At 64.4% G+C, this 22,296-nt stretch carries 24 protein-coding genes; 13 read left to right on the top strand and 11 right to left on the bottom strand.

What is annotated here, in order from left to right; genetic code table 11:
* The first annotated feature begins 15 nt into the window (after window positions 1-15).
* The 4 genes from glnH to NDO48_RS03650 all read left to right on the top strand — a co-directional run bounded on the left by glnH (window position 16) and on the right by NDO48_RS03650 (window position 3,226).
* The gene (gene glnH / locus NDO48_RS03665) at window positions 16-753 is read left to right on the top strand and encodes a glutamine ABC transporter substrate-binding protein GlnH (RefSeq protein ID WP_018427553.1); all 738 of its coding nucleotides are present in this window, start codon (window positions 16-18) and stop codon (window positions 751-753) included.
* A gap of 61 nt (window positions 754-814) precedes the next feature.
* Window positions 815-1,471, top strand: a complete 657-nt coding sequence (glnP, locus tag NDO48_RS03660; protein ID WP_018427552.1) for a glutamine ABC transporter permease GlnP — start codon at window positions 815-817, stop codon at window positions 1,469-1,471.
* 2 nt (window positions 1,472-1,473) lie between these two features.
* Complete coding sequence (glnQ, locus tag NDO48_RS03655) at window positions 1,474-2,196, top strand: glutamine ABC transporter ATP-binding protein GlnQ (protein WP_416377181.1); 723 nt, start codon at window positions 1,474-1,476, stop codon at window positions 2,194-2,196.
* A complete protein-coding gene (locus NDO48_RS03650; RefSeq protein ID WP_018427550.1) occupies window positions 2,186-3,226 on the top strand; it encodes a C45 family autoproteolytic acyltransferase/hydolase in 1,041 nt (346 codons plus the stop codon). Before glnQ ends, NDO48_RS03650 begins: the two co-directional genes overlap by 11 nt.
* A gap of 114 nt (window positions 3,227-3,340) precedes the next feature.
* Here NDO48_RS03650 and NDO48_RS03645 read toward each other — a convergent pair whose 3' ends face one another.
* Window positions 3,341-4,504 (bottom strand): MFS transporter, encoded by a 1,164-nt coding sequence (locus tag NDO48_RS03645; protein ID WP_416377177.1) that lies wholly within the window; start codon window positions 4,502-4,504, stop codon window positions 3,341-3,343.
* 658 nt (window positions 4,505-5,162) lie between these two features.
* Between NDO48_RS03645 and NDO48_RS03640 the strand changes: the two genes are divergently transcribed.
* Window positions 5,163-6,050, top strand: a complete 888-nt coding sequence (locus NDO48_RS03640; protein WP_018427548.1) for a GGDEF domain-containing protein — start codon at window positions 5,163-5,165, stop codon at window positions 6,048-6,050.
* A 314-nt stretch (window positions 6,051-6,364) separates the two neighbouring features.
* Here the strand turns inward: NDO48_RS03640 and NDO48_RS03635 are convergent, their stop codons facing one another.
* The 3 genes from NDO48_RS03635 to NDO48_RS03625 form a co-directional block, all read right to left on the bottom strand.
* Window positions 6,365-6,844, bottom strand: a complete 480-nt coding sequence (locus NDO48_RS03635; protein ID WP_245262144.1) for a RidA family protein — start codon at window positions 6,842-6,844, stop codon at window positions 6,365-6,367.
* Between the two features lie 49 nt (window positions 6,845-6,893).
* Window positions 6,894-7,607, bottom strand: coding sequence for a DUF1868 domain-containing protein (locus NDO48_RS03630; RefSeq protein ID WP_018427546.1), 714 nt, complete (start codon window positions 7,605-7,607; stop codon window positions 6,894-6,896).
* A gap of 117 nt (window positions 7,608-7,724) precedes the next feature.
* On the bottom strand, window positions 7,725-8,558 hold the full coding sequence (locus NDO48_RS03625) for a LysR family transcriptional regulator (protein WP_018427545.1): 834 nt from the start codon (window positions 8,556-8,558) through the stop codon (window positions 7,725-7,727).
* A 173-nt stretch (window positions 8,559-8,731) separates the two neighbouring features.
* Between NDO48_RS03625 and NDO48_RS03620 the strand changes: the two genes are divergently transcribed.
* Genes NDO48_RS03620 through NDO48_RS03600 form a run of 5 tightly spaced genes read left to right on the top strand, consistent with a single transcriptional unit; the run spans window position 8,732 to window position 13,940 of the window.
* Window positions 8,732-9,760: a FecCD family ABC transporter permease gene (locus NDO48_RS03620; RefSeq protein WP_018427544.1), complete on the top strand. Its 1,029-nt coding sequence runs from the start codon at window positions 8,732-8,734 to the stop codon at window positions 9,758-9,760.
* Entirely contained in the window at window positions 9,757-10,770 is a 1,014-nt protein-coding gene (locus NDO48_RS03615; protein ID WP_018427543.1) for a FecCD family ABC transporter permease, read from the top strand. The genes NDO48_RS03620 and NDO48_RS03615 overlap by 4 nt, the downstream gene beginning before the upstream one ends.
* Window positions 10,767-11,585, top strand: a complete 819-nt coding sequence (locus NDO48_RS03610) for an ABC transporter ATP-binding protein (protein WP_018427542.1) — start codon at window positions 10,767-10,769, stop codon at window positions 11,583-11,585. Before NDO48_RS03615 ends, NDO48_RS03610 begins: the two co-directional genes overlap by 4 nt.
* On the top strand, window positions 11,582-12,538 hold the full coding sequence (locus NDO48_RS03605) for an ABC transporter substrate-binding protein (RefSeq protein ID WP_018427541.1): 957 nt from the start codon (window positions 11,582-11,584) through the stop codon (window positions 12,536-12,538). The genes NDO48_RS03610 and NDO48_RS03605 overlap by 4 nt, the downstream gene beginning before the upstream one ends.
* Window positions 12,539-12,542: 4 nt before the next feature.
* A complete protein-coding gene (locus tag NDO48_RS03600) occupies window positions 12,543-13,940 on the top strand; it encodes an MATE family efflux transporter (RefSeq protein ID WP_267320863.1) in 1,398 nt (465 codons plus the stop codon).
* Window positions 13,941-14,010: 70 nt separating this feature from the next.
* Here NDO48_RS03600 and NDO48_RS03595 read toward each other — a convergent pair whose 3' ends face one another.
* The 3 genes from NDO48_RS03595 to NDO48_RS03585 all read right to left on the bottom strand — a co-directional run bounded on the left by NDO48_RS03595 (window position 14,011) and on the right by NDO48_RS03585 (window position 16,418).
* A complete protein-coding gene (locus tag NDO48_RS03595; RefSeq protein ID WP_018427539.1) occupies window positions 14,011-14,460 on the bottom strand; it encodes a hypothetical protein in 450 nt (149 codons plus the stop codon).
* Window positions 14,461-14,619: 159 nt separating this feature from the next.
* Complete coding sequence (locus NDO48_RS03590; protein ID WP_018427538.1) at window positions 14,620-15,954, bottom strand: GAF domain-containing protein; 1,335 nt, start codon at window positions 15,952-15,954, stop codon at window positions 14,620-14,622.
* A complete protein-coding gene (locus NDO48_RS03585; RefSeq protein ID WP_018427537.1) occupies window positions 15,951-16,418 on the bottom strand; it encodes a hypothetical protein in 468 nt (155 codons plus the stop codon). Before NDO48_RS03585 ends, NDO48_RS03590 begins: the two co-directional genes overlap by 4 nt.
* Before the next feature lie 138 nt (window positions 16,419-16,556).
* On the opposite strand from NDO48_RS03585, the gene NDO48_RS03580 reads away from it, so the two are divergent.
* Window positions 16,557-17,255, top strand: coding sequence for a hemerythrin domain-containing protein (locus NDO48_RS03580; RefSeq protein ID WP_018427536.1), 699 nt, complete (start codon window positions 16,557-16,559; stop codon window positions 17,253-17,255).
* Between the two features lie 84 nt (window positions 17,256-17,339).
* On the opposite strand, the gene minE is transcribed toward NDO48_RS03580, so the two are convergent.
* The 3 genes from minE to minC are packed head-to-tail and all read right to left on the bottom strand — an operon-like array spanning window position 17,340 to window position 19,125.
* Entirely contained in the window at window positions 17,340-17,609 is a 270-nt protein-coding gene (minE, locus tag NDO48_RS03575; RefSeq protein ID WP_018427535.1) for a cell division topological specificity factor MinE, read from the bottom strand.
* The gene (gene minD, locus NDO48_RS03570) at window positions 17,606-18,421 is read right to left on the bottom strand and encodes a septum site-determining protein MinD (protein ID WP_267320862.1); all 816 of its coding nucleotides are present in this window, start codon (window positions 18,419-18,421) and stop codon (window positions 17,606-17,608) included. Before minD ends, minE begins: the two co-directional genes overlap by 4 nt.
* 17 nt (window positions 18,422-18,438) lie before the next feature.
* Window positions 18,439-19,125: a septum site-determining protein MinC gene (minC, locus tag NDO48_RS03565; RefSeq protein WP_018427533.1), complete on the bottom strand. Its 687-nt coding sequence runs from the start codon at window positions 19,123-19,125 to the stop codon at window positions 18,439-18,441.
* Window positions 19,126-19,365: 240 nt separating this feature from the next.
* On the opposite strand from minC, the gene NDO48_RS03560 reads away from it, so the two are divergent.
* Together NDO48_RS03560 and NDO48_RS03555 are read left to right on the top strand one after the other, a co-directional pair.
* Window positions 19,366-20,070: a lysoplasmalogenase gene (locus tag NDO48_RS03560; protein WP_040456127.1), complete on the top strand. Its 705-nt coding sequence runs from the start codon at window positions 19,366-19,368 to the stop codon at window positions 20,068-20,070.
* On the top strand, window positions 20,051-21,475 hold the full coding sequence (locus tag NDO48_RS03555; protein WP_018427531.1) for a coniferyl aldehyde dehydrogenase: 1,425 nt from the start codon (window positions 20,051-20,053) through the stop codon (window positions 21,473-21,475). The genes NDO48_RS03560 and NDO48_RS03555 overlap by 20 nt, the downstream gene beginning before the upstream one ends.
* A gap of 21 nt (window positions 21,476-21,496) precedes the next feature.
* On the opposite strand, the gene NDO48_RS03550 is transcribed toward NDO48_RS03555, so the two are convergent.
* Complete coding sequence (locus tag NDO48_RS03550; RefSeq protein WP_018427530.1) at window positions 21,497-22,276, bottom strand: helix-turn-helix domain-containing protein; 780 nt, start codon at window positions 22,274-22,276, stop codon at window positions 21,497-21,499.
* Window positions 22,277-22,296: the final 20 nt, after the last annotated feature.

The following is a 22,296-nucleotide window of genomic DNA, read 5'->3' as shown; positions in this document are numbered from 1 at the left end:
AAAAGGGGAACTGACATGAAACTGCGTTCTATTCTGTTTGCCGCCTTCGCCACCGCCATCGCCCTTGCACCGGCGCGGGCGGAGGACCTGGTGGTCGCCACCGACACCGCCTTCGTGCCTTTCGAATTCAAGGAAGGCGACAAGTATGTCGGCTTCGACATCGACATGTGGGATGCCATCGCCAAGGAAATCGGCGTCACCTACACGCTGCAGCCGATGGACTTCAACGGCATCATTCCCGCCCTCCAGACCAAGCAGGTGGATGTGGCGCTCGCCGGCATCACCATCAAGGATGAGCGCAAGAAGGCCATCGACTTTTCCGACGGCTATTATGACAGCGGCTTCCTGTTGATGGTGCCGACGGACAGCACCATCAAGGGTGCGGATGACCTCAAGGGCAAGATTCTCGCCACCAAGACCGGCACGTCGGCGACTGACTATGCCAAGGAGCACTTCAAGGACACGGAGCTGCGCCAGTTCCCCAACATCGACAATGCCTATCTGGAACTGCAGACGGGCCGGGTCGACGCCGCCATGCACGACACGCCGAACGTGCTCTATTACGTAAAGACCGCAGGCGGCGGCAAGGTGAAGGCAGTCGGCGAGCAGATGATGGCCCATCAATACGGCATCGGCTTTCCGAAGGGCAGCGAACTGGTCGCCAAAGTCAACACCGCGCTCGCCAACATGAAGAAGGACGGCCGCTACACCGAAATCTACAAGAAGTGGTTCGGCACGGAGCCGAAGCTCTGATGCTCTAGCCCGAGTGCGCCGGCACGGCTGGCGCGCTCTCCTCTCACCGGGGAGCCAATCCATGGAATTCGACTGGTCCGTCATCGGCGAGGCCATGCCCGCACTGCTGAGCGGCGCGCGCCTTACCATCCTCATCACCATCGCCGGCCTGGTGGGCGGCCTCATCGTCGGTTTTGTCGCGGGTCTGATGCGCGCTTACGGTAATGCGCTGCTCAACGCCATCGCCTTCACCTATGTCGAGCTGATCCGCGGCACGCCGATCGTCGTCCAGGTGATGTTCATCTATTTCGCCCTTCCGGTACTGGCCGATGTCCGCGTCAATCCGATGACCGCGGCCGTCACCGCCATCATCGTGAACGCGGGCGCCTACATCGCTGAGATCGTGCGCGGCTCCTTCCTCTCCGTGCATAAGGGATTGAAGGAGGCAGGCCTCGCGCTCGGCTTGCCGATGTGGAAGGTGCTGGTCTACATCATCGGCCCGGTCGCCTTCCGCCGCATGATCCCGCCGCTCGGCAACCAATTCATTGTCAGCCTCAAGGACACCTCGCTGTTCATCGTTATCGGCGTCGGCGAACTCACCCGCCAAGGTCAGGAGATCATGGCCGCCAACTTCCGCGCCGTCGAAATCTGGAGCGCGGTGGCGATCCTCTACCTGCTGATGACCGGCACCATGACGCTGATCCTGCGCGTCACCGAAAAGAGGATGCGGATTCTATGAGCATCGTCGAATTTCGAAACGTCACGAAAACCTTCGGTTCGGTCGTGGTATTGCGCGAAGTCGACCTCAACATCGACAAGGGCGAGGTGGTGGTGCTGATCGGCCCCTCCGGTTCCGGCAAGTCGACGTTGCTCCGCTGCATCAACGCGCTGGAGGACATCAATGGCGGCGATCTTGTCGTCGACAACATCAGCGTGAAGGCCGGCCGCTCGCAGGTGCGGATGATCCGCCAGGAAGCGGGCATGGTCTTCCAGCAGTTCAACCTCTTCCCGCAGATGACGGCGCTGGAAAATGTCGCCTTCGGCCCTCGCCGCGTCCGGGGCGTCGGCCGGGCCGAGTCGCTGGAACAGGCCAGGGCACTGCTCGCCAAAGTCGGCCTTGCGGAGCGCGGCCATCACTATCCGTCCGAGCTTTCGGGCGGACAGCAGCAGCGCGTGGCGATCGCCCGAGCTCTGGCCGTCAAACCCAAGCTGATGCTGTTCGACGAGCCGACCTCCGCGCTCGACCCGGAACTGCGCCACGAGGTGCTGCGCGTCATGCAGTCGCTGGCAGAGGAAGGCATGACGATGATCGTGGTGACGCATGAGATGGCTTTCGCCCGCCAGGTCGGAACGCGGCTGATCTTCATGGAAGATGGCAAGATCTCCGTAGACGGCAATCCCGCCGCCCTGCTCGCCAATCCTGAAAATCCCCGCCTGCGGGAGTTCTTGCAGCATGTCCACTGAAACCAGGCTGGGCTTCATCGACATCGCCGGCGCGCCGCACGACGTGGGCGCCCAGCTCGGCCGTTTCGGCCGCGAGATCGCCCATCGCCATCTCCTCATCGGCCACGCCTGGGCTTCGGTCATGGCCCGCAGAGACGACCCGCGCGTTGCCTCCATGCGCGCGTCGGTCGAGGCGTGCTTCCCTGTCCATTGGGCGGAACTGCAAGGGCTCGCCAGCGGCCTCGACCTGCCCTTCGACGATGTCTTCCTGTGGAATTGCCGAGGAGACGTCTGGGCTTTCGCACCCGACGGCTGCACCACGGTACAGATCCCCGGCGTGGAACCTGTCGTTGCCCACAACGAAGACGGCGATCCGGGCTTTCGCGGTCACTGCGCGCTTGCCCGGATTCGCCCGGAAAGCGGCCGAGCCTTCACGAGCTTCGTCTATCCGGCCTCGATCCCCGGCCATACCTTCGCCGTCACCGAGGCTGGCCTCGTCCAGGCGGTCAACAATATCCGCTCGCGCGGGATCGGCGATGGCCTGCCGCGCATGGTTCTCGGCCGCGCCCTGCTCGATTGCGGCACGCTCGACGAGGCGGTCCACCTGGTCAGGACCAGCGAACGCGCTGGCGCCTTCCACATGACCCTCGCCCAGCAGGGCGATCGCCGCCTTCTCAGCGTCGAGTTCACTGACAAAAACTGCAGCGTCATTGCTGTTGATCGCCCCCAGTGCCATGCCAACCATCTCATCCACGAGGATGCCAGGAATGAACGGCAGGTCATCACCGACTCCTCCCTCTCACGTCAGCAGCGCGGCGACGCCCTTCTCGACGGAGCATCCACAACGGTCGATCCGCTCCGCGTCCTGCAGGACAAGGTCATCGCGCCGCTGCCGATCTATCGCGAGCAGCCCGACGACCCCGACCACGAGAACACGCTGGCGACCGCGGTCTTCCGCGTCGGAGCCAACTCCGTCGACTGGACGGTCCACGACCACGCAAGCGACACGCCGCGATTTGCATTGAAGGGGACAGCGGCACCGGCGGCGTAAGGTCTGTTCAAGCGCATGCACAGGGTTGCCAGCACCCAGGGGCCGAACATAGGCGAACTGGGAAACCCGCCCCTTGTCTACGGAAGTGGCGAGGCCTTCCAGCACCCTGCAAATTCAGGGCATCGAGCAGACTGGACGAATCCGGCTCCGCGTCGCCACCACACTGAGTCCGACCGCGAGAACCGCAAGTCCCGCCCCGAGCCACGGGAGCGTCTCCAGCAGGTCCCAATCCACCGCTACACCACCCAGTGCCGTTCCAAGCCCGACGCCGATATGCATGGCTGAGAAGTTCAGGCCGATGCCCGCTTCGCTGCCCTCGGGGTCTTCGGCGATGAGGAAGCCCTGGACGACTGGGGAAATCATCCAGCTGATGCATCCCCAGACCATCAGGACGACAACTTGGATCACGGGTTGCTCCAGGGCTGCCGGGATGGCGGCCAGGGCTGCGAGATAGGCGACGGTGGTGATGACGAGCGCCTTGCCTGGCGAAAAAAGGTCAGCCAACCGGCCACCCAGATGCCCCCCGGTCACGCCGGATATGCCAAATGCGAGGAAGGCCAGGAAGAGTTCGCCCTGGGCAAAACCAGCGATATCAAGCAGATACGGCGCCAAATAGGCAAACAGCGTGAAATGTCCGCCGATCATGGTGACCGAGACCAGTTGGGCCGCGACCAGATTCCATGACGAAAGATGCTTGCGGTAGCCGGGCGCCTTGCCGGCGCTGATGCCAGTCCTGGACATGACGACCCAGCTCAGGACAAGGACGAGCGCGGCGAGCAACGCCAGCAGCAGGAACACTGACCGCCAGCCAAGATGGCCGCTGACGAACATGCCTGCGGGCACGCCGAGCACGAGCGAGCCGCTGATGCCCATGAAGATCACCCCGATTGCCCGTCCGCGCATCTCGGGCCCGGCCAGTTCGGTCGCCATCATGGTGGCGACGACGCAGACGGCCGCGCTGGCCAGTGCCATGCCGATCCTGGCGGCGAACAGGAATGCGTAACCAGGGCTCGACGCGGCCAGGAGGCTGGCGGCAACGAACACGCCCATCGCGCCCAGAAACACCAGCCTGCGCTCGAACCTGTTGGTGAGCAGCAGCACGGCGGGCGCGGCAACCGCGAAGGTTACCGAAAACGCCGACGTCAGTTGGCCAGCGAGACCCCGGGAAATGCCGAGGCCGGATGAAATGTCGGGCAGGATGCCAACGATGATGTTTTCGGCTGTGCCCGTGACAAAAGTCGCCAGGGCGAGCAGGAAAATCCGGAAGTTCAAGACCACGTCCCCATTGCTGTCAGCCAGCCGCGGTGGACGACGCCCGATCCGCTAACCGGCTGCAATTGCCAGTCGGGTTTCGAGCTTGGTTTCGGTTATCCCTGTCGCAGGGCTAGCACGGCGCCCCCAGATAGGGAAGCCGGCGGCCAGCGCCCGGAGCGTCGTGTAAGCCTCCCAACAAAGCGCACACCGAGCTTGTCCCCGACGAAGGCGGGGGTGGTCTGCTCGACGCCCGGACCAGCGCCGGATAGGTGATCGAGGCGCTGTTGAAACCGAGCCGGCGATAGGTCGCCTCCATGTCTCTGTTCAGGTCGAGTTGTGGATTGCGCTGTCGAGCACGGTCATCACATGAACCGTATCCTTCAGGAAGTGCGTTCCCATGACGGTGGGATAACCCTCGTTTGGCGCCCGCTCGAACAGAAGCCCGCAAGTTCCGCCTCGACTTCGCCCAGCCGCCGTGACAAGGCCGGCTGCGCAGTGGGGAGTCGGGACGATGCACGGTGAATGCTGCGAGCATGATCCAATCAGACGAGCTTGTGATGCCGGCAACTTCGGGTCACGCCCACAATGGGGACGTGACCAGACCTGGAGCGTAAGTTCCAGGTGCGCGCGCTTAGGCTGAGCCAGTGCAGCCGCCTCGACCATCAACATACATTGCAGCGCGTTGATTGAGTACCGCACGCTCGACGAAAACATCATCGGCAGCACCACCGAAATCTTTACCTGTCACGGACTAGACTGCAGCACCTTCAATCAGTGGCATGGCATGTTCCGAACCGAAGAAATCGTCAGGCGTTTTGGGAAGCTCAGCGTTCCAAAGCAGAGCTGCATCCTGGTCGTCGCGGCGATCCTGGGAGCCGACCTGCTCACCTTGATCTTCTACGGAATGTTCTTTTCCGATCGCCTCTTGCTCGACCTGTTGCTGACGACCCTGATCGTTGTCGTCGTCGCCTTCCCTCTGGCCTTCTTCGTGATGAACCAGCAGGCGAGGCTGACAACGATGGCGGAAAAGCTGGACCGGGCCGCGCGGACTGACGACCTGACCGGACTTTCCAATAGGAAGACTTTCTTCGACCAGGTACGGCAGACCATCCAGAGCAGCTCAGGCTCGGCCGGATGCCTCCTGTTCATCGACGCGGACCACTTCAAGTCGATCAACGATACATACGGTCACGCTACGGGGGACGTCGTCCTGTTGGAACTGGGCGCAATCATGAAGTCCAGCGTTGGCGGACAAGACCTGGTCGCGCGACTGGGCGGCGAGGAGTTCGCGGTCTTTCTGGTCGGAGCCGATCGTTCGGCAGCACTTCGGACCGCCGAAGCCCTACGGCTGAAAGCCCACCAGGTGGCAAGTTGCGCAGGCATTGGCGACCACCAGGTCAGCGTCAGCATCGGCATTTCCATCCACCGCACAGGCCTGGGCCTGGAGGATCTCCTTCTGGAGGCCGACAAGAACCTCTATGCCGCCAAGAAGAATGGCCGGGATCGTGTGATGGAAGCGGAGCGAGTGTTTCCTGGCCCGGCAGATGTTTTGTCCAGGCTAAGGCATTAGCATGACCACCCCTTGAGACAGCGGACAGCATCACTGACACAACCTTGGTTGCGTCGCCATCCAGGGAGATCGTCACGAGCCGTGGACGGTGGAGGCACTGACCGCCACGTCCTCCAAGGAGCAAGTCCCGGCACTCCTGCACGACAGGCGAACGCCCCGCACCTTCGTCATCCCCGGGCAAAGCAGGCGCGCGGCGACGTCGTGGAAACCCTCGGATCCATGCCGTCACAAAGGCACTCGTGCCCGATCCACCAGTTTTCCCGCGCGGTCGGTGGGCCTCACGCCGTCACGGCCGCAGCGGCCTGGCAGTTCCTCTACCGGGATGCGACTGCAGTGATTTCAACGCCGAGATCAGGATAAGCGAGCCTGGACTCGACCGTTGCCCTCGCCGGAGCTTCTCCGGGGATGACCCATCGATCCCAAGCTTCGTTCATCAGGTCGAAGTTCGACATATCCGCCAGATAAATCTGCACCATGGCGAGGTTCCTCTTCGTCACCCCGGCCTGAGCCAGCGTCTCATCGAGTAACTGAAGGACCTCTTCCGTCTGTTCGCGAACCGACTGGCCTCGCGTCTTCTCTGCAGTGTGGCCAGCGACGAAAATCAGGTTCCCAACGACGACAGCGTCGCTCCACCTGGTATCGGGGTTTATTCTTTCTAGCATCTGTTCATCCTTTGTCGCTTCTTCGCCGGATGGCTTTGAGAGCCCCGCCGGCGACAGCCTATGTTTGATAGGCCGCCCGAGAGCAAGAGACGATAACCACCACCGTCGAACCGCAAACAGCAGAGAGGCCATTCGAGGCGCCACGCTCGCGGCCGAGCCATTGCCTCGGCAAACGCATAGGCTATTCAAACACCAGCAGTTCGCAAAAATGGTTCATGTCCTCGAACGAGCAGAAGGCCGGCGGGTCGAGTTCAAGGATCGGCATCTTCCGCCTGATATCTCCGGCAACCTCGTCCAGCATGACCTGCCAGCGCGGCAGCGCGTCGTTGTCCAGCCAGTCGATGGCGTAGGCGAAGGTGATGTGGAACGGATAGTCGTCATGATCTGGATGGCGGTAACCGAGCAGGTCTGCGAGTGCGTCGCGCCAGGCGCGCATTGCCTTGCGGTCACGCTCGCTCGCGCCATCGACCAGCAGGCCAGACGGCCGCGCATGCGTCACCTCGACCTGGAATGGCTCGAAGACGGGCAGCGTCTCCAGCCGCTCGGCCATGATGTCGGTCATCTCGTCGACCGGCGCGTCGAGAGCGATGCCCTCAGGCCAGAAGCCGGGCTTACGGCGATACTCGATGATGCCCTGGAACAGCGTCATGTGCAAACTGGTGATCGGCGTGAAAACGAATTGCTGGGCTTCGGGCATGGCGAGATATTTGTCGCGCGCCTCGACCAGTATCTCCTGCGTCAACGACCCCTTCGTCACGTGGCAGACAATGGTGTTGCCGGGCTCGGGCAGGAAGCCGCCGGTCCTGAGGTAGCGCGTGCCGAGATGCGGCGGCGGGGCCGCATTGCGCCCCCCGGAATAGGCAAGCAGTTCAGGGGAAAGGGAAACTGTGCGCATCGCTGACGGTCCGTGGTTCAAGCTCCACTTGCCCTAGCGCCCAACCGCGACCGCCGGATGACAGCCCGGCCACTTCCCGACGCCACGCCGCCAGATTCGAAGAAAAGCGGAAACACACTAGGCGCGATACAGCCACGACATGAACTGCGTTCCAAGCAGGCACGGCTTGTCTGCGGACACCGTATAAGCGCCCACCAGTGCCGAAATTGCCGGGCACAGCGCCACCAGCCTTCCGCCTGCCAGCTCGTCCTCGACGAAAGCGGGATTGGCCTGCCCGACGCCCAGCCCCGACAGGCAGGCGTCGATCGCGGCCTCGTCGGTATCGAAGGTCATCGCCCCGGCACGCGGGTGGAACGCCACGCCCGCGGCCGCGCACCATCGCTGCCATGACCAGGCGTCCGCGGTGTCGAGCAATACCGGCATGCCCAAAAGCGTGTCGACGTCCAAAACGGCAGCCCTTTCGCCCAGGAGCCGCGGCGAGCAGACGGCGATTGTCCGGTCGAGCAGGACCGCGCCTTCGAACGAAGACATGTCCGTCCCACGCCGGTAGCCGATGGTCAGGTCGGCCACCTCGTTTCCCGGCTTCTGCTGCGAACGGAACGACAGGTCGGCTTCGGGACAGTCCTGTCGGAACGAGGCGATCCGAGGAATGAGCCAGCGCTGGGTCAGCGTGATCGGTGCCTGGACGACAAGCCCCCTGCGGCGCGGGGCAATCTCGCGCATGCCCGTCTCGACCAGCGCCAGCGCCTCCCTGGCACGCGCCAGGAAGCGCTGTCCGCTCTCGGTCAGCGCGATCGCGTTGTGGCTCCGCTGGAACAAAGGCGTGCCCAGCCCCTCCTCCAGCGTCTTGATCTGGCGGCTGACCGCGCTCGGAGTGAGGCAGAGCTCCTCCGAAGCGAGTGTCAGGCTGCCTGTGCGGGCGACCGCGACGAAGGCCGGCAGCGTGTTCAAAGACGGGAATCTGGAAGGACCTGCTTGAGTTATTTGCATGCCGGCTTGCGAAGTTTTCGATTGCAGATCGGGGTTGTCTGGGCAATTTGCCATAAAACTTGAATATTGTCCTCATCAATAAACGATCCATCAATGCACGCGATGTGCCGTCACCACGAAACCGACCGGGCGTCATGACGTCGCTGGCAGCAGCAGCCGTTGCAAGGGATGTTGCCGGGCGCGGCCGCCTCGGCCTGGCAAGCCTTCTCCTCGCCGGCATGGTCGTTCTCGTCGGTCTGGCCTTCGCTGGACTGTTCGTCGGCGGCGTGCAGACCCCGGTCCGCGCTGTCGTCGACGCCCTGCTCGGAACCGCAAGTGGGCCGGAAGCGGCAATCCTGTGGAAGCTGCGTATTCCGCGCGAGTTGCTGGCGATGCTGGCGGGTGCGGCCTTGGCGTGCTCGGGCGTGGTCATGCAAGGCGTTTCGCGCAACGCGCTCGCCTCCCCCGACCTCACCGGCGTGCTGACCGGCGCGAGCTTTGCCATCGTCGTATTCTACGTCTTCGCGCCTTCGGTTCCCGCCGTCGTCCACCCGTTCATCGGCCTGGCCGGAGGCCTGCTTGCAGGCGGAACAAGCCTGGTCATTGCCTCGGCCGGCGGGCTCTCCCCGGTCAGGCTGGCGCTTGCCGGGTCGGCGGTTGCCTTCTTTTGCGCCGCCGGCATCACCACGGCGCTGGTCCATGCCGGCCCGACCGTTGCGTCGGTGTTTTTCTGGCTCACCGGCGGCCTTGCCGGGCGCGGCTGGCAGCACCTGACCATCCTGTTGCCCTGGGCGGTGGCCGGTCTTGCCGCCTGTATAGCGCTTGCCAGGCCACTCGACATCCTGGCCCTGGGCGATGACGCGGCTGAGACGCTGGGCCTCAACGTCCGCTTCTGGCGGCTCGTGGCCGCCAGCACCGCAACAGTGCTGTCGGTCGGCGTCGTCGCCGTCGCAGGTCCGATCGGCTTTGTCGGCCTCTGCGTCCCCCACATCGCCCGCAGTCTTGTCGGCGTCCGGCACACAGCTCTGCTTCCGGCCTCGGCCATGCTCGGCGCCATCACGCTGCTTGCGGCGGACACGATGGCTCGCACGCTCGCCGCACCGCGCGAACTGCCGATAGGCGTACTCACAGCCATTGTTGGCGGTCCCTTCCTTATCCACCTGATCTGGAGGAAGACCGCATGATCAGGCTGCCTTTCTGGCCGACGGCGGTCGCTGCCGCATCGACGCTGTTCGTCTTCGCACTGCTCGCCACACTGTTCGGCGCGGCCGATCTCGGCCTGCAGAACAGCTTCCATGCCCTGGTCTCCGGCACCGGAGACGACACCGGCATCTTGTGGAACATCCGTCTGCCGCGTGTCGCAGTGGGCCTGCTGGTCGGCGCACATCTGGCCGTCGCCGGTCATCTTCTGCAGCAGGCGACCCGCAACCCGCTGACTGACCCAAATGTGCTGGGCATTTCGGGCGGCGCGATGCTGGCGGTGATGATCTACCTGCTTGCTACAGTCTACTGGAGCGCAACCGACGGCAGCAAGCTGGCCTCCTATCCGGTGGCGCCCCTGCCCTTCGTGGCGCTCGCCGGCGGTCTTGCGGCCGCGACGCTGACCTATCTGATCGCCTGGCGCCGCGGCGCAGCGCCCTTGCGGCTCGTGCTTGCCGGCATCGCCGTCGGCCTGACCTTCCAGGCGCTCGGGCTCGGCATCTTCGCCGCCTGGGGGTCGACCCGCATGGAGACGGTGCTGCTGTGGCTTTCGGGCAGCCTCTATGCCCGTGGGTGGGAGCATGCGTTGCATCTGCTGCCATGGACCGTGCTCGGCTTCGCCGTGCTGCCGCTGATGGTGGCCAAGCTTGACCTGCTGTCGATCGGCGACGAGGCCGCACGCACGCTCGGCATCCATGTCGGCGCCATCAGGCTTTCGGCCGTCGCTCTGGCAACGGTGCTCGCCTCGTCGGCGGTCGCCATTGTCGGCCCGCTCGGCTTCGTCGGCCTGATCGTGCCTCATGCCGCGCGCCGGCTGGTCGGGCCATCCCTGGCAAGGTCCCTGCCGATATCCGCCCTGCTCGGCGCCGGCCTGGTGACGCTAGGCGATCTCATTGGCCGCGTCGTCGCCCCGCCTGCCGAAATCCCGGTCGGGGCCGTGACGGCTCTGATCGGCGTACCTATCTTCCTCATGCTTCTGGGACGGCGGATATGACCGGACTTGTGTGCCGCAATCTCAGCCTCGGCTATGGCCGTCGCCCCGTCTTGCAGAATATCGACCTGACGGTGCCCGAGGGCAGCGTTACCGCCTTGATCGGCGCCAATGGCAGCGGCAAGAGCACGCTGCTGCGAGCCATGGCAGGCCTGCTGCGGCCGGAGAACGGCACTGTCAAGCTCGATGACAGGCCTCTCGCTGCCTGGCCTCGCAAGCAGTTGGCGCGCCGGCTGTCGTTCCTGCCGCAGGAGATGATCGATCCGCCCGAGATCACGGTTGCCGAGCTTGTCGCCTATGGCCGCCATCCGCATCGCGGCCTGCTCGGGCGTGCGACGGCCAGCGACACGGATGCGATTGCCCGGGCCATCGCGGCAACGGACATGACGCGCTTCTCCGACCGGATGCTCGTCACCTTGTCGGGTGGCGAAAGGCGGCGGGCCTGGATCTCGATGGCACTCGCGGTCGAGGCGACGATATTGCTGCTCGACGAGCCGACGACATTTCTCGATATCGGCCATCAGTTCGAGGTGCTGGAGCTGGTGCGGGAGATCAACCGCACACACGGCATCACAGTGGTGCTGTCACTGCACGACCTCAACCAGGCGGTGCGGTTCGCCGACAACCTTGTTGTCGTCGATCGCGGCACCATCGTCGACCAAGGCGCGCCGGCCGTGGTCCTGACCGAACGCCTGCTTTCCGAGACCTTCCGCGTTTCCGCAACAATCGCTCGCAGCGAAAACGAACCACCAATGTTCGTCGCCACCGGTTCGATCAAATCACCCTCCTTTGGCCATCCTGAAAGGACTTCGCCATGAATCGCAGGAACTTCCTGATCCAGTCGACCGCCGTCGGCCTGCTCACCTTGCTGGCAGGAGCCGCACGAGCCGCATCGCGCACCATCACCGACGACCGCAACGTCGTTCTCAACCTGTCCGACGATGCCAAGCGGGTTGCCGCCATCTCCTATTTCGGCGCGGATGTCGCACTGGCGCTTGGCCTTACCCCTGTGGCCACCACCTACATGGTCGAGGGGCGCAACCCCGACCACCTGCTCGACAAGCTCGAGGGCGTGGCCAAGATCGGGCAGCGCGCCAGCCCCAATCTCGAGCTTCTGGCACAGGCTAAGCCGGACCTGATCGTGGCGATCAAGCGCTACACCGAGGCCAATGCGGCCAAGCTGGAGCAGATCGCCCCCTATCTCGCCGTCAGGCTCGAAACCCCTGACGATGCCGATCGCGACCTGTTGCTGGTGGCGGAAGCGCTGGGCAAGAAAGCGGAGGGCGAGAAGCTCGTCGCCGACTATCATGCCGAGTTCGACGCCCTGGTTGCCAAGGCGCCCAAGGATCGCGGCATCAAGTACCTCTATTTCTACGGCTCCGGCGAAGCGCCGTGGACGTTCTACGAGGACGACGTCACCGCCTCGATCCTGACCGCGCTCGGCGGGGTCAATGTCGCAGGTAAGAACCCAACGCCCGAGGTGCCCGACAATACCGCTTTCGAGATGAACCTCGAGGCCATGCTGGTTGCCGATCCCGATGTCATCATCGTCTATGACTACGGCCCCGACCGCCCATTCGAGACCAACCCGATCTGGTCGTCGCTGCGCGCGGTCCAGCAAGGCAAGGTCCACTTCGTGAAGGATCACTGGATCGAATCACACGGCCCGATCGCCCGCCGCGTGGTGATCAACGAGGCTGCGGCCATCCTCTACCCTGACGTCTTCAAGGCCGAGGATCCGCGTACAATCGCATCCCGCATCCTTGGCTGACGGCGTGAACGAGCGTTCCCTCGGTGTTGGCGCAGGCAGGCCTTCGGGCCTGCCTGCGATTGTACGCGATTTCCGCCACATACTCGAACTGGCGGTGCCATTGGCCCTCACACAGCTTGCCCAGGTCGCGATCTCGACGACGTCGATCGTCATCCTGGGCCTGCTCGGGCCGGCCCAACTCGCCGCTGGTGGGCTGGCGATTGGACTGTTCAACCTGCTGCGCACGATGGGCGTCGGCTTGGCCGTCGGCACTGCCAATCTGGTGGCCGAAGAATTGCGCGGCGGCGGCAGTACAGACAGGATCGCACGCTACACCGCATCCAGCCTGCAGATATCGACAGTCGCCGGCCTGCTCGCGATTGCTGCCATGACCCAGGTCGAACCGGTCCTCGTCTTCTTCGGCCAGTCGCCCGACATCGCCCGAAGCGCGCAGATCTACCTGCTGGCGACTTGCCTCGGCATCCTGCCCTGCCTGTGGTTCAACGCGCTGCGCAGCTTCACGGTCGGATTGCGACGCCCTGGACCGGTCCTTGCGATCACCGTCCTGTCGATCGCCGTCAACGCTGCGCTGGCATTTGGGCTGGCGACCGGCACCTTCGGCCTGCCGCAATTGGGAGCGGCCGGAATAGCGCTGACGGCAGCCATCGTGCATCTCGTCAGCTTTGCGGTCCTTTTCGCCCATATCCTTCGTGCACCCGCCTATCGTTCCTATGGCTTTGTCCGGGCATTCTTCGGCTTCGACCGCCATGCCTGGCGGCGCACCCTTTTGCTCGGACTGCCGACTGCCGCCGCCTATGGCTCCGAGGCCGGCTTCACGGTCGCCATCGCGCTGTTCATGGGCACCTTCGGCGAAGCGGCACTTGCGGCACATAACATCGTCAACCAGGTCATCTACATCGCGTTCATGCTGGCGATCGGCCTGTCGCATGGAACGTCGGTGGCGATCAGCGAGGCCCAAGGTGCGGGACGACATGACCTGCGCCGCCGCTACGGCGCGATAGGCGTAAGCCTGGGACTGGCGACGATGGCGCTGATCGGCGCTGTCTACCTGCTGGCGCCTGAGGCGATCCTTGCCCTGTTTTCCGCCGGCGGTGGCCTGCACGGTGTAGCAACGACAAATATTGCGATGCATCTGCTCGTCATCGCCGCAGTCCTGCAGCTGTTCGATTGCTCTCAGAACATTGGCGTCGGGCTCATGCGCGGCCTCGGGTGCGCGCGACTGACGCTTGGGCTGACATTGCTCGGCTACTGGGTAATCGGATTACCGGCAGCATGGTCGCTCGGCCAGGCAATGGGTCCCACCGGCGTTTGGTGGGGCCTGTGCGTCGGTCTCGCTGCAACGGCCATCCTGATCCTGGGCAGCTTTGAAAGGTTGACGCGGAAAAAGGCGACGGCGGACTGACCTAACCGCTTGCCCACTCTAAGCGGCCGTTCGCGACCGGCTAGGGGCCTGGCTACCTCTGTGCCGCAACTCAGCAGCGCCTGATCATACCGCGCCGGGGGCACCGCCTCGGGCCGCCTGCGCTCTGGTCTGCCACGGCTGGCCCAGCGTCCGCATCGGTGATGCCGTAGCGCTTGTAGAACTCGGCGTTGTCGCGCTCGACCTGTTCGCGCATCAGCTTGTCATGACGAATGATCATGGCATCGCGCGCGGCCCTGCCAGCGGTCGTGGTGACGAGGCTGCCTGCGCCCATCGGTATCATCGAGGCCGCAGCACCAGCGACCCCTTGCGCAGTTCCCAGCGCAGCCGCTTCCCCCATCATCTGCTTTTCCAGCCTGCGTGTGTCGTCGGAGAAGGCGGGGCCTTCGAAGCTCGACTTGGTAGGCGTGGTGCAGGCGCTCAATATGAAAGATGCTGCGATGCCCAGTCCGAACCGGCCGATCGACCAGCCCTCGCCTCTTGTCGGTGTGCTGCCGGCCATTCGCCAACCTCCCGGGAGAACCGAAAAACGGTCGGCGCCGTGGCAGACGATCGGCCGCCAGCCCTCATCTTTACGCTGGGATCGAAGCCACAGTCTTGGACGCTACGGAACTGCCTATGCCAGAAAGGAACAAGCCGGAGGTGGCCGCGTCGGCGCCGTTCACCCCACCTCGATTTCGCAACGCCCCGCGCATTCCAGCCGCACCTGTCCGCGCACCGGCCGCACGATCTGGATCGGCCCGCCCCGTTCCTCCAACCGCCGGCGCAGCAGGATGAGCCGGGTTTCGAGATTGTCCTTGAAATCGGGCAGCTGCAGCGATGGCTCACGGCGAAGCGCGCGGTTGAAGAAGTCCGCCTGACCGGTGGCGAGGAATGCAGAAATGAAATGATGCAGCAGCCGTCCTGACAGCCCGCGGATGATGTATTCGCCGTCGAAGAAGACACCGCCGTCGCGCGGAAAATAGCGTACATGCACCGGCCGGTCCGCCGCAGCCCGGGACGAGCGACCGCTGATCTGAGGTTCAGCCGTGCTTTCGGGACGCTCCTGTTCGGCAAGCAGCAAGCTCGTGGCGAGCTGGTTTGCCACCAGCGACAGTGCCTCCTCGTCATTGTGATCGAAGGCATAGCTTCTTTCGGATTCGACGAAGAGCACGCCCATAAGCCGGCCCCGCACCAGCATCGGCACAGCAAGCTGGCTGCGCGGCTCGGCCAGCGCCGGAAACGGGATCGGCGACACAACCTCGCTGCCTGCGGCCTCGCGCACGGCCGAGGCATAACGCTGGCCACGTCTGAAGTCGCTGATGCGCAGCGGCCGCCGGCTCGACGCGGCGAGCCCCGCCGTGCCTTCGCCCACCGCCACTTCGGAGCCGAAGCCGAATGTCGAGTAGCCGCGGCTGGCGATGGTGCTGAGCCGTGCGCCCTCGCCGTCGGGCACCAGCACCATGGCGTTGCCATAGCCAAGCAGTCCCTGCAGTTCTGCCAACGCGCAGTCGAGCATCAGCTCGGTGTCGACCTGTGCCGAAATCACGTTGCAGATGCGTGCCGCGGCAGCGAGGTGGTGGTGCTGTGGCTGGCCGGCTTCCTTGGCGCCAGGCACTGCAGGCCCGAAGACCGGCCGACAATCCTCGACCTCATAGATGTCCAGGCTGCGCAGCTTCATGATCTCGCCCATGCCCTGCTGGGCGCTGGTAACGGTGAGATGAGCAGCGACCCGGTCGAACAACTCGCCTTCGCCGACCGCATTGGTGAAACGCAGGTGGAGAATATGCTGCTGCCCGGTGCGGCCATCGACCACCATCACGGTTGCCATGCCGCTGTGGCGGACATTCTCCGATGTCTTGGAAAAGAACTGGTTGGAGAGCGCCACATGGCGCTCGTCGACATAATGCACATGCGACAAATAGGAGATGTTGGGCATGCCCCTGGCATCGGTGGTGGCCACGACCGACGGGATGACGCCTTCGAAGGCGTCGCGGATGCCCCAAAGTCGGATCATGACTGCACCAGCCGCGCGCCGGCACCCGGCCCTGGCGTCTGCACGAAAAGATCGGTGGGAACGAAGCTGATGCAGACAAGGTCCCAGTCGGTCAGCGTGTGTGACAGCTGAACCCTGTTGACGCCGAGTTCGCCCATCACCTCCAGCATGCGTTCGACATAAGCCCGGCCCCGTGCCTGCTCGTCCTCCGACACGGCCGCCACGTCTTTGATCCAGCCCTTGACCTGGTAGGCGCGATAGTCGTTCGGGCGTACCAGGGTGACCGCAACCGGCTCGCCCTGCACGGCATGGGCCACCACCTCCGGCCACAGGCTGGCATTGACCAACACGTCGAAGCGTCCCGTCGCCCGATCGAAACGAACGCCGGACCCGCGCGCAATATAGGCGCGGCCGGCGCTGTCGCGCGTCGACGCAAGGATCATAAGCGGACCTTCGATGAACGCAGCCACATCCGCGCCGATCATCACACCCTCCGGGATCGTTCGAGCACCGATAGCAAAATATTAGGAACGACAGGAGGTGCTTAGGAAGCTTTTAGGGAGCGCAGCACACGCGACAGTCGTAGATGGCGACACATCGCAACCCGCTCACGGAGCAAGATCATGACCGAAAGCCTCGCCGCCATTCCCGATCTCCAAGGCCGCTACGACATCTACGGCCCCATCCACAAAGGCCTGCGCCGGGCGCAATGCGACCTGCTCGGACGCCTCGGCAGCGCCGATTTCAGCTCACCCCAAACCGCATTGCTGTCGGACCTCAGGGGCCTGCTGATGCTGGCAGCCTCCCACGTCCAGCACGAGGACCGCCACATCCACAATGCGCTGAAGGAGCGCGGTGCGATCTCCGTCGAGCGGCTCGACGACCAGCACGACGACCACCGCAAGACCTTTGCCGAGCTGGAGGCGCTCGCCACCACAATCGAAAAGGCACCGGCAAACGAGCGGCAGGCGCTGGGGCGGCGCCTCTATCTTGCCTTCACCGCCTATGTTGCGCACGACCTCGAGCACATGTTCGAGGAGGAAACGGTGGCAGCCCCCCAACTGCTCGCCTTGTTCAGCGACGCCGAACTGATGGAGATCGAGACGCGCATCGTCGGTTCGCTGCCACCGGAGAAATCGATGGCGTTCATGCAGATCATGATCCCGGCGGTGCGCCCAGACGAGCGCGCGGCGATGCTCGCCGGAATGAGGCAGCAGGCGCCGAAGGAAGCTTTTGATGCAGTGATCGAGTTTGCCGCGCGGCCGAAGCTTTCGGCGCCCGAATTCGCCGATCTCGCCAGGCGGCTCGAACTGACCGCCTGAGAGGCCGCCGGGCGGTCTTAGCCCCGCCTTGCGGCGAGCGGCAGCGTATTGGGGCGCTGCCGCTCGTGTTGTCCAGGCGGCAAGCTAGAGCGCGGCCGCCGCCTTGATTCCGGAATTCGGAATGTGGATGTCGATTTCCAGCGTCGAGGTGGTCGCACCCCGATCCATGGTGATCTTGACGTCGTCCTGGCTGACCTGGACGTGCTTGGCGATCACGGCAATGATCTCTTCGCGCAGCACGGCAACGAGATCGGGCTGGTTGCGGTTGTTGCGTTCATAGGCGAGCAGCACCTGAAGGCGCTCACGCGCCACCGGTGCACTGCCGCCACGCTTGAAGAATTCGAGTAGTTTCATGCCACTCTCCTTCCCAGAAGACGGTTAAGGAGACCTTTCTTCTCCACCGGTGTGACCATTGGCACATCCTCGCCCTGGAGGCGCTTGGCAGCGTCGGCATAGGCGCGGGCAGCCGCGTTGGTCGGCTCGTTGAGCGTCACCGGCGAGCCTACATTGGAGGCGCGCAGCACGCCCTGGCTCTCGGGGATGATGCCCAGCAGTGGCACCGACAGGATTTCCAGCACATCGGCGATGCTCAGCATCTCGCCACGCGCCGCACGGCCGGCGTCATAGCGGGTGACCAGCACGTGCTTGGTAACGCTCTCACCCTTTTCGGCCTTCAGCGTCTTGGAATCGAGCAGGCCGATGATGCGGTCGGAGTCGCGGACCGAGCTCACCTCGGGATTGGTGACGATGACGGCCTCGTCGGCGAAGCGCATGGCAAGCTGGGCACCGCGCTCGATGCCTGCCGGGCTGTCGCACAACACATAGTCGAACTTTTCGCGCAGCGTCGCGATCACGCTGGCCACGCCTTCCTCGGTCAGCGCGTCCTTGTCGCGCGTCTGCGAGGCCGGCAGCAGGAACAGCGTTTCGACGCGCTTGTCGCGGATCAGCGCCTGAGACAGCTTGGCCTGGCCCTGGGTGACGTTGACGAGGTCGAACACCACGCGGCGCTCGGCGCCCATCACCAGATCGAGATTGCGCAGGCCGACGTCGAAGTCGATCAACACCACCTTCTTGCCGGACTGGGCCAGAACGGCGCCCAGGGCAGCCGTCGAGGTCGTCTTGCCGACCCCGCCCTTGCCAGATGTGACGACCACTACCTTGCCCATGCTATTGTCTCCGTTCATCAGTTGAGGGGCGCGACCAAAATGGCATTGTCGTCCAGATGGGCCTGGATCGCCTTGCCGCGCATCGACGGCTCCATGTCCTCGGCGGTGCGGTACCAGCCGTCCACCGCCAGAAGTTCAGCCTCGTTCCTGCGGCAGAAGATGCGCGCGTTGCGGTTGCCCCAGGCGCCGGCAAAGGCGCGACCGCGCAGCGTGCCGTAGACGTGGATCGAGCCGCCGGCGAGGATTTCGGAGCCAAAGCTGGCCGAGCCCATCACGATGACATCGCCTTGCGGATGCACGATCGACTGTCCCGAGCGGATCGGCTGGTCGACGATCAGCGTGGTCGACGCCTGCGGCTCCGGCTCGACGGGTGCTGCCTCCTGGGCCTGCTCCTCCTCGATGAAGGTCTCCTTGGCGCCGACCAGCAGCGGCGGCAGGTCATGCCCAAGCGAATCGATTCGCTTGCCTTCGATGGCGTAGGTGCGGATGCCGCGGTCGGCGAGTTGCGCCACAAGGGCAGCGATCTCGTCCTTCGCAGGCTTCAGGGCATTGAGGTCGAGAACGACGGGCCGGCCCTTGAAAAAGCCGGGAGAATTCTGGATCCAGCGGTCGAGATCCTGCAGCCATTCGTCGAGCGGCGCTTCGGGCACGAGCGCGAAGGCAACGAAGGAACGGGCGCGAAAGCGGATGGATTTGTTCTGCATTTGGGGCGGTGCAAATCACTGGCGGGGCTTCAAGAAGGGTCGCGGTGTAGGCGATGGTGAACGAAACGTAAACTGCAATTCGCCTTACAGCGCGTAATGCGCCGAGCGTATCGCATTTGCGCAACGGCCCGATGACCCCGGCCCTTGGCCACATTCCCGCACCTTACGTACAGGTAACTGGACAAACCGCCGAAAACATTGGCTTATCCTGTCATCGGCAGCACGAGGGGAGCGCGCGGCGTGGATACAGTGACTTCCAGACGCAGCAACACGGCAATCTACTGGCTGTTCGCCATCTCCGCGGTTCTGGCCATCATCGGCAGCCTGGTCGCGCCCGACAACACCTCGCCCTGGCGCTGGCTGCATTACCTGACCAAGCCGACCGCGACGCTGCTTCTGCTTGTCGCCGTGCTCCGTGGCATGAGTTCGCGCGCCTATGGCGTGCCGATCGCCATCGGCCTTGCCTTTGGCGCGGCGGGCGATTTCTTCCTCATGCTGCCGGGCGACTATTTCCTTGCCGGCCTCGTCGGCTTCCTGCTCGCCCACTGCGCCTATATCTGGGCGCTGACCCGCGATGCGAGGTTCGGCGGCAACGTCGCGATCTTCGCGCTCTTCGCGGTCGTCGCGGTGGCCGTCTTCGCCGGACTGTGGTCGCACCTGCCCTCGCCCATGCGGATGCCTGTGGTGATCTATGCGCTGGTGCTCACCACCATGGCCGCCCAGGCGCTGTCGCGCCATCGCCAACTCGCCGGCACGCAAGCGCAGCGGGCGGCTCGCCATGCGGCGATCGGCGGCCTGTTCTTCATGGTCAGCGACACCATGCTTGCCTATGGCCGCTTCCGCTGGAACATTCCCTACAATGCCATCTGGGTGCTCGGCACCTATTATGCCGCGCAGTATCTCTTCGCCCGGTCGACGGAAAACGATGCTGAAGCAAAACGATAGCCAGCCCGAGCTCAGGGCAACCTTCGATGCGCTGCGTGCCACCTGGCTCGAGACGCGGCCGACATATGCCCAGCGCGTCCAGGACCTCAAGCGCCTGCAGAGCGCCTTCAGCCGGCGCCTGAACGAGATGGCCGAGGCCATCAGCGCCGATTTCGGCCATCGCTCCCGGCACGAAAGCCTGCTGGGCGAAGGCAGCGTCGTTCTGTCGGAAATCAAGCACACGCTGCGCAAGCTGAAATCCTGGATGCGGCCCGAGCGCCGCTCGGCCGGCTGGAAGCTTTTGCCTGCAAGCGCCGAAATCCGCCACGTACCGCTCGGCGTCGTCGGCATCATCGCGCCGTGGAACTATCCGGTGAACCTTTCGCTCGCGCCGCTGGTCGCGGCCATCGCCGCCGGCAACCACGTCTTCCTCAAGCCGTCGGAGCACACGCCGCGCACAACGACCTTCCTGCAGTCGCTGCTGGCAGACGTCTTCCCTTCATCCCGCGTGGCGGTGGCGCTGGGGGGCGCCGAGCTGTCGGCGGCCTTTTCCGAACTGCCCTTCGACCATCTGTTCTTCACCGGCTCCACCGCGGTCGGCCGTAAGGTGATGGCTGCCGCTGCCCGCAACCTGACACCCGTGACGCTCGAGCTCGGCGGCAAGTCGCCGGCCATCGTCGCCCCCTCGGCCAATCTCGAACGTGCCGCCCGTCGCATCGCCACGGGCAAATTCTTCAATGCCGGCCAGACCTGCATCGCCCCCGACTATGTGCTGGTATCAAGAGAAAAGCGCGACGAGCTCCTCCGCCTCATCAAGCAGGAAGTCAGTGCCCGCTACAACGACCGGAAGGGCTTCGACGACTACACCTCCATCGTCAACGACAGCCAGTTCGCCCGCCTGAACGGCCTGCTCGACGACGCCGCGGTGCAGGGCTTCGAACTGACCCCGCTTGTCGACGCCACTTCGCTGCCGCCAGCTCGCGAGCGCCTGATGGTCCCGACAGCAGTGCTCGATCCCACGCCCGACAGCGCCGTCATGCGCGACGAGATATTCGGGCCGATCCTGCCCATCATCGGCTGCGGCTCGCTCGACGAGGCTATCGCCTATGTCGTGGAGCGTGACCGCCCGTTGGCGCTCTACGGCTTCGGCGACGACAGGGCCGAGATCGAGATCATGTTGTCGCGCATCGTCGCCGGCGGCGTCTGCATCAACGACACGCTCTACCAGTTCGCCTGCGCAGACCTGCCCTTCGGCGGCGTCGGCGCCTCGGGCATGGGGCACTATCACGGCCGCGAGGGTTTCCTCACCTTCTCCAAGGCAATGCCGGTCCTGCGCAAATACGAGCCCTCGGCCAGCGACCTGATCCGCCCGCCCTACAAGGGCCTTACCGACTGGCTGGTGCGGCTCGTGACCAAGCTGCACTGAGACCACTGGGCTTGCGGACGGCTACGACCGACCGAAGCCGACCAGCCGCTCGAACTCCGCCGGCGTCCGGCATGTGAGACGGCGGCTTTCGCGAACCAGATGCGCCTGGTCGGCATAACCGGCCTCAACGGCCAGCATGGCGGGCGATCCATGGCTTCTGCGCTTCAGATCGAGATAACGCTGGTAGCGCAGGATGCGGTCGAGCGTCTTTGGGCCGTAGCCGAAACTCTCGTCGAAGCGCCGGCGCAGGGTGCGTTCGCTCATTGCCAGCGCCCGTCCGAGCCACGGGATCAGCGGCGCGCCTGAGGGCGGACCGGCCTCGATCAGCTTGTAGGCGGCACGCATGGTCTGGTCTGTGAGAGGCGTTTCAGGCATGGCGCGGGCAATCGCAGCCTGCAACGAAGCAACGAGCCCCAGTGCTTCGGGCGATCCGACCCCGCCATTCATGCGGCGTGCCTTCCGTCCCCAGAGGTCATCCAGTGCCAGCCGCTGGCCCGCGATCTCGGTCGCGGGCATGCCCAGCCAGGCAGCAGCGGCGCCGGGCTGGAAACGAAACCCGACGACCATGCCCGTGTCTTGAAGATGCTCTGTCTTCGGCTCCCTGTCGGGGCCAGCGATACGGAACGCACCATTGATCCACTGCAGGTCGATGGTGCCGTCAGGCACAATGACCAGCGGCGGTACGCTATTTTTTTCCGGCAGACGGTGCATCCAGACCGCCGAGAAGACGTCGCCGAGATACGATGCCACCGGCATCTCGGTGAAATCGCCCGCCGACTGTGCCGGCACCGCCTCGCTCAAGCTGTCTTCTCCCGAATCCT

Source organism: Aminobacter sp. MET-1, assembly GCF_026521175.1.
Lineage (GTDB): Bacteria > Pseudomonadota > Alphaproteobacteria > Rhizobiales > Rhizobiaceae > Aminobacter.
This window is presented reverse-complemented; position numbering and strand designations above follow the sequence as displayed.